This is a genomic window from Corynebacterium sp. HMSC075D04 (genome assembly GCF_001815635.1).
GTDB classification, from domain to species: Bacteria; Actinomycetota; Actinomycetes; order Mycobacteriales; family Mycobacteriaceae; genus Corynebacterium; species Corynebacterium coyleae.
The window spans coordinates 1-6,492 of record NZ_KV821333.1; the positions used below are offsets into that span (position 1 = coordinate 1).

Consider the following 6,492-nt stretch of genomic DNA (forward strand, 5'->3'; position numbering starts at 1 on the left):
ACGGAGTTGACAACCTATATAGGAACACCCCCCATAACGCGAAGCGTCAATAACGCTACACGTTAAATTTGAACTCGACGGATTGTCGAAAGAATATAACCTCCCCCTAGCCGCCAAGCCTTTTCCGTATTACGATTACGTGCATGAAAACTATCAACGGGAAGCTAGTCAGCGAAGAGCAAATCGATGCGTGGGTAACCGAAGCCGAGAAAGGCTACGACGTAGAGACACTTCGTCGACGTGGAAGGAAACCTCGAAACGAAGATGCTGCGAAGGTTATCTCCATTCGGCTTTCCCCCGGCGAGATATCGGACCTCGACAAGTTTGCGGCTGAAAACGGATGGTCACGCTCTCAGGCAATCCGCGAAGCGCTAAAGAATGCTATTTAGAAATGGACGTACGCCGAAGCGCCACGAAACACGGCATCAAGCCAGACGACTCCGTTACTGCCGCGACTTCAGGCTGCGTTTTTAAGACCCCACTCGATGAGGAACACCCTCAAAGGGAACTGCGCCTCGGGTTCGACGGCTCAATGAGATTACTCGAGATTGTCGTACTCATCTGGGATGACGGCACCGAAACGATCATTCACTCCATGAAGGCACGCAAACAGTACCGCGCCCTGCTCGACTAGGCACGAATATCTTCGAAGAAACCCGGTGTGCTTACCGGATACAGCAATCATGCGCTCGCCAAGGCATTGCAAGTGTCTCAAAACTCGGCGAGTTTTGGTCCGCCGCAACCGGTTGCGAAATCGCCGCGGATTACGGCGATTTTGTGATGGTTGATTCCACCCCGGCGCTGGGATTTCAGCGCGTTAAGGATCCGATACCTGGGAAAACCGCATGCACATCGACGTTGGCGGGGCGGAGCGCGAAACTTTAATAGAACGCCTCAAAGACCTAGGCGCTACCGAACTCATCACCCACGAGGCGCCGGGATTGGTGTGGACTGTCATGCAGGACCCGGAAGGCAACGAGTTCTGCGTGAGTATTCCCGGGGCCTAGCTACACATTGAACTTGAACTCGACCCCGTTCCGTAGCCGAATAACCTTTGGAGCCGTGCCGTCAGTCAGCAGAGATGTGGCACCGCAGCGCCTAGGCAAGAGGAGGCAGATGAGTATCGACGACATCGCGGACCACGTCGATGTCGACGCCGAAATACTGGTGCACCAGGATGTTGCGGAGATCCCGAATCTGAGGCCAGACGATCTCAGGGTGCGCGCCGGTGATCTCATCGGGAAGATGGTTCACGGCTTCGCCGGACTGCGACTCACAGCGGCACCGCCTCGGCGAGCGTCGAAGCGGATACCGGGTGCCTGAGCAACTGGGCAGGAAACACATCGATGCCATCGCGCCCGAACAGAGCGCGACTCTCCTCGAGCAGACCAGACGCACGCATCAGGAGACGTCCCTCCGCAGGGTCCATCCCGACGAGGATGTCGATGTCCGATCCTGCAGACGCGGTGCCGCGCGCGACGGACCCGAACAACTTCGGGTTGGTCGCACCGTACCGATCGAGGAGCACCTGGAACTCGTCAAGACGCGCAACGAGAATCTCGCGTAGGGCAAGCGTCTCAGGCGTCATGACGGTCTCAGACATGCTTCCGGGGGTAACGGGCCCGGCAGCACGTCGACATGGAGCTTTGACACTGAAGCGGAACTCCACCGCGTTCTTAAGGGCCGACGACATTCTCCCGTCTCACCGCCGCACCAGGCGGCACTGACGCGCTGCCACCACTTACAGCCGGTCGTCTCGCCCGCCCGCCATGACGCACTCAACGAACGAGCGATAGAGCAGGCTTACACGCGTCTCGCACTAAACGACCGGGCAGCAGCGTCACGGAGGTTCCGAAGTAGCGGCTATCGCAGTGCACCTAAGGGTTTGGTGAGGGAACCAGCCATTCGGCAGCGGTACGAAACGTAGCCCTCAGTTGCGGGTGCTCCCGCACGATCTCTCGCTGTCGCTCTGCCGGCAACCCGAGCTCGTGCAAGACGTTGAGGATTACGACCGCGGTCGTCACCTCGACGACGGCGATCAGCTCCTCGATGGAATGGTTGGGCGTTCTGCCCTCGTGCGCGAGGTCATTGCGGGCGCGCGTCGTCCACTTCGCCCAATGGTCGACATCCGGTAAGAGCTGTGCGATCGCTTCCTGATCGGGTCGCGCGGCGAGGGCATGGAGCCGATCACGGAGGGTCGGGTCGTTGCGGATCGCTCCCTTGAACCTGTTTCGGTGCTCATCGGGAACCTGCGCCAGCATCGCCTCTCGCATCGCCCTGAACTCCGCGTTGGGGAACGGTTTCTCGTCGATGCGGAGGTTGCGGTGCAACACCTCGGCAGCACCGACTGCCGTCAGAAGATTGTTCTCAACAAAACGGGCCGGTGCGTAGCGCAAGCCCAAGATCATGTTTGTCGCTGCCTCCAGGCGGCCATGGGCGTCGCACCATCGGGGCATGACCTCCTCAAATGGGATCGTGCCGCAGGTGAAGAACATTCGGTGGTGATCGACGGCTTTCGCGTCGTGTTTTCCAAGCGCGGCCGGTGAGTAGAGCACATCGGCACGTCGGCGCGGCAGCGGGCGGCCATCAGGGAAGTGCGACTCGGTCCCGGCAACTTCCAGTCGGAGCCAGATCACTCCGGCCGCGCGATGCGTCGCCAGGGAGATCAGGTCCTGCACCAGGCTCGCCTCCTGCAGAGCAACACTCAGAGAGAATGGTTCGGCTGGCACGACGCAGATGGACACCGTGTCCCGCACACGTCCGACGCTTCCTCCCTTGCGCTGGTCGAAGAATGGAAGCGTGTGCGTGTGCTGAAGGCGATACTCAGTGTCGTCGACTACGACCGATTGCGCCTTGACCGGCTTCACCGAGATACGCCCGGTCCCGTCGATCTTGCCGTCGGGAGCCCCGAGGGATCCTTCGAACACAGAAGACACCGCCCAGAGACTCAGATCCTCGACTGAGACTTCTGCCCTAGCGAACGCCGGATCCGCGTCACCGCTGACATGCGCGCCGATGATGGCGACCGTCGCGGTCACGGTCTGCTTATCAGGGCTCGCCACTCGCGCACCCATGGTCCTTCTGGTGCTCCTAGGAACACAGCCGAGCAGTGTGATCTCCCTGAGCTCGGCCACACCGTGCATGACTTCCCAGGTGCGGGTTCCTTCGTGAACAGCAGTCCATCCAGACGAGTCCGTCGTCAAGATCCGATCCTCGAAGGTGCCGATCAGCGACAGAGAGAGACCATCTTCCGGGTCGTACCGTAGGACACCCGGGACCTTCTCGCTAGGGGCTTCCGGCAGCCACCACACGCCAGCCCACTCGCCGGCCTTGTCGAGGTTGAGAGGATCATTAGGCATCGTGCTCCCGGTCCGGGCTCCTTCCTGTCTTGCGGCCAGATGTCAGGTCGAAAATCTTTACTCCACCACATGCCCCCCACGTAGGACAATCTACAGCGAGATCATGGTCAACTGAGATCGGATGCGGCGACTGGCACACAATCGCAGTTCGACGCGACGGCACAGCCCTCGCAACTGGCAACAATCAGCGAGGGCAGACCGACGTCGCCCGGTGGACACACGTGTCCGAGGTCTCTGCCGGCTACCTGCACACCGTCGGCTTACACGACGACGGCACCGTCGTCGCCGTCAGCGACGACAGCAGAGGCCAGTGCGAGGTGTCATCGTGGAGAAGCATCACCTCAGTGGCAGCCGGCTCCGTCCATACGCTCGCGCTGAGCCAGACCGGAAGGGTCTTCGGAACGGGCGACAACCAGTTCGGCCAGTGCGATGTCCAGTCATGGACCGGCATCACAGCGATCGCAGCCGGAGCGAGACACTCGCTCGGGCTGCGCGCCGACGGAACAGTCGTGGCTGCGGGCCGACGAAACAGTCGTGGCTGCGGGCGACCACACCGAGCAGCAATGCAATGTCAACGCCTGGGCCGCTCGACCACAGATGAACTGAAGTCCAGCGTGCCCGATAATCGGCCGTCGATCACACGTTGAATCTAAACTCCACCGAGTTCCGGCACATAGGTACATCTGAACACAGGGTTCACGTGCTCCCCCTCCCCACGGTCAGTGCTCGCTACTGATCAGGGGACACAGGCTCACCCTCGACGTGGGTCAGCCTGCAGGACGCCACGAAGGAGGTACCGCGCCATCACGCCGGCAGGGAACCCGGCTGAGACGCCACATACTAGGGATCTGAAGAGGGCTCGACCATGCCAGCGGTCGGCCCCTATTCCTTCGCGAGCACGGCGTTATCCGTCAGGCAGAAGTCATCGTTGATCTTGATGACCAGCGCAACGAGTAGGCGGAGCGCTGTTAGATACGTGTGGCGGTGAACGCGGTCGTCGTCACCGTCTGCCTGTGATCCATGGAGGTAGCGGTTGCGCAGGCTAGGTCCGTTGCTGAACTCCTTATCGTTAAGGAAGTAGTTGAAGTAGCTGACCTCCGCGGCGCTGAGCAGCGTTGATCGATGCACCAGCCATCCGGCGCTCACCATCTCGTCAATGGCTTTCTGGCCGGCCGCCGAATGATGGAGACAGCTCGTCACCTCGTACTCCCAGAGTTCCTTGAGCACATGCAATTGTGGCGCGCTTGCAAACGCAATTCGGTCACGATCTCCGGTCAGGATGCCCTTCTCGACCAGGAAGTCGATGTTGCGCTGTTGGTACTCGTGGAACTGGTCGTAGGCGATGTCATTGGCGATGACCAAGTGGAGGAAGCTCTCTGCCTCCAGATCGCTGCTGATGTGCACCAATCCGGATTGGTCCGAGAAGAGCAGGTGCTGAATTCCTTGGATGTCCGCGTTGTTGGCAACGTAGGCGTACTTATCCACAACCTGACTCGGGATGTCGCCGTAGGAAAGCTGCTCCGATGTGATTGTCAGCAGCTCCGGGTCAACCTCGCCGTAGTCGACATGCAGCGTGAACTGCTTGAGGACGCTCTCCATCTCTGAGAACAGATGGCGGCTCTTCTCAAGGTAGGTAGCGGTCGGGCTGGAGGCGCGGTACTTCAGCCCCTTGGCACCGAACTCCTGCTCAAGGTAGTCCGTGAAGAACCAAGCGATGACCAACTCGAGCTCTATACCTTCGGAGCTGAGGAAGCGCTCGTACATCAAGGTCTGGAGCAAGGACGCCTGATCCTTGAGCCTGAACACCGCCCCCGTCCGGTAGTCGCCCTTGCCCGGCGTACCCATGAACCGCTCGAAGACGCCAAGTTGCGCTCCGTAGGAAGGGAGTTCCAGGAGCATGTGGTCGTTGGCGAACTGGAACAGGTGAACAAAGTTATTCAGGATAGTCGGGTAGTCGAGGTTCTCCGTGAGCCAGGTTCGACTGTAGGAGTACTTGCCAACCATGCCGTCCAAAGACTGGACGACCTCTTCGACCTGATCGGCCGAGATGCCCACTTCGCAGCCGGTCTTGATCCCCTCCGTGGACTCGAACATCTTCTTCGTGAGCGCATCTGCCTTGCGACGAGCCTTTAGCTTCAGTCGAGCATCGACGCCGGTGTTCTTGTCAGCTCGTGCGGATGCGATCAGCTTGACGAAGTTGAGGTTAGGCTCTTCCTCATCGAGATATCGGTCAAACAGGCCACGCTGATCCGCGGGAGTAAAGCTCTTCGGAAGATGGATTGGATCCCGCCCCTCGGACTGGAGGAACTTCCGCGCAAGCAGCTCAGCATTGCGCGGCTCATCGAGTAGCAGGGCCCGAATCTCCTGGTCGTAGGCACGCACGAGTGTCTGGCATGAGAGCAGATCGTGCGGGTGGAAACTCTGCTCTTGAAGTGCAGCAAGCACGATCGAGTCAGTGCAGCGCTCGAAGACCTTGTTCTTTCCGAGGAGATCGAGGACGTCTGTGCGGTACTGAAAGTCAACGTCCTGAACGAGCGTTGAGAAGGTGGCGTCAGTCACTTTGCCGAAAAACCTGCCGATGACTTCCCGGATCTCGGGGACGTGCGCCAGAGGCGCGTCTCGCTCTGCTTCGGCCAGGTCCTTCGGGAGAACTTTGTGTTCTAGGAACAACGCGAGATGATGCAACTCAACGATGTCGTTTATGCCTTGATCGCCACGAGTAGCATCGAATTCACGGACGAGCTCTAGGAGGCGGTCGGCCTGCCAGAAGGTTCCGTAGTCGCTGAGGCCGAAGAACTTCAGTCTCTTCTCTGGTCCGCTTTCCGACACTCGAATCTCCCTCCCGGTAGGCGTCACTCTATACAGTTCGGGGGCGCCTAGTGACACGAATTTGAAGTTGTTGCCTGATCGTGCAGCAGTCCCCTTGGGCGGAGCCGTCGTCCACGTCGATCGTTGCGCCGGCTCCTCGTTCTGTCGTGGAGGCGAGCCGAACTAGCGGCGCATCACCCCGAGGCGGACACGACCTACGTCTCCATGGGCATAGTCCCGCGCCCCATCGGGCTCCTCCCCACCGCGGAGCGGCGCACGACGGACGATGTATGTGTCTGATCTGATGTAGGTGGTCCAGTTCGGC

At 59.9% G+C, this 6,492-nt stretch carries 8 protein-coding genes; 4 read left to right on the top strand and 4 right to left on the bottom strand.

What is annotated here, in order from left to right:
• Positions 1-143: 143 nt before the first annotated feature.
• From HMPREF3048_RS04795 to HMPREF3048_RS12515, 3 genes are all read left to right on the top strand, one after another.
• Entirely contained in the window at positions 144-389 is a 246-nt protein-coding gene (locus tag HMPREF3048_RS04795) for a ribbon-helix-helix domain-containing protein (RefSeq protein ID WP_034662589.1), read from the top strand.
• 2 nt (positions 390-391) lie between these two features.
• Entirely contained in the window at positions 392-634 is a 243-nt protein-coding gene (locus HMPREF3048_RS04800; RefSeq protein WP_070568665.1) for a hypothetical protein, read from the top strand.
• 211 nt (positions 635-845) lie between these two features.
• Positions 846-1,007: a VOC family protein gene (locus HMPREF3048_RS12515; RefSeq protein WP_246816755.1), complete on the top strand. Its 162-nt coding sequence runs from the start codon at positions 846-848 to the stop codon at positions 1,005-1,007.
• Positions 1,008-1,098: 91 nt separating this feature from the next.
• Here HMPREF3048_RS12515 and HMPREF3048_RS12625 read toward each other — a convergent pair whose 3' ends face one another.
• The 3 genes from HMPREF3048_RS12625 to HMPREF3048_RS04820 all read right to left on the bottom strand — a co-directional run bounded on the left by HMPREF3048_RS12625 (position 1,099) and on the right by HMPREF3048_RS04820 (position 3,359).
• Positions 1,099-1,353 (bottom strand): HepT-like ribonuclease domain-containing protein, encoded by a 255-nt coding sequence (locus HMPREF3048_RS12625; protein ID WP_083308018.1) that lies wholly within the window; start codon positions 1,351-1,353, stop codon positions 1,099-1,101.
• On the bottom strand, positions 1,274-1,603 hold the full coding sequence (locus tag HMPREF3048_RS04815; protein ID WP_070614131.1) for a nucleotidyltransferase family protein: 330 nt from the start codon (positions 1,601-1,603) through the stop codon (positions 1,274-1,276). The genes HMPREF3048_RS12625 and HMPREF3048_RS04815 overlap by 80 nt, the downstream gene beginning before the upstream one ends.
• Before the next feature lie 274 nt (positions 1,604-1,877).
• The gene (locus HMPREF3048_RS04820) at positions 1,878-3,359 is read right to left on the bottom strand and encodes an ApeA N-terminal domain 1-containing protein (protein ID WP_070568670.1); all 1,482 of its coding nucleotides are present in this window, start codon (positions 3,357-3,359) and stop codon (positions 1,878-1,880) included.
• 29 nt (positions 3,360-3,388) lie between these two features.
• Between HMPREF3048_RS04820 and HMPREF3048_RS12710 the strand changes: the two genes are divergently transcribed.
• Positions 3,389-4,006 (top strand): RCC1 domain-containing protein, encoded by a 618-nt coding sequence (locus HMPREF3048_RS12710; protein WP_210386074.1) that lies wholly within the window; start codon positions 3,389-3,391, stop codon positions 4,004-4,006.
• A gap of 235 nt (positions 4,007-4,241) precedes the next feature.
• Here the strand turns inward: HMPREF3048_RS12710 and HMPREF3048_RS04825 are convergent, their stop codons facing one another.
• Positions 4,242-6,245, bottom strand: a complete 2,004-nt coding sequence (locus HMPREF3048_RS04825; protein ID WP_246816758.1) for a hypothetical protein — start codon at positions 6,243-6,245, stop codon at positions 4,242-4,244.
• Positions 6,246-6,492 lie beyond the last annotated feature (247 nt).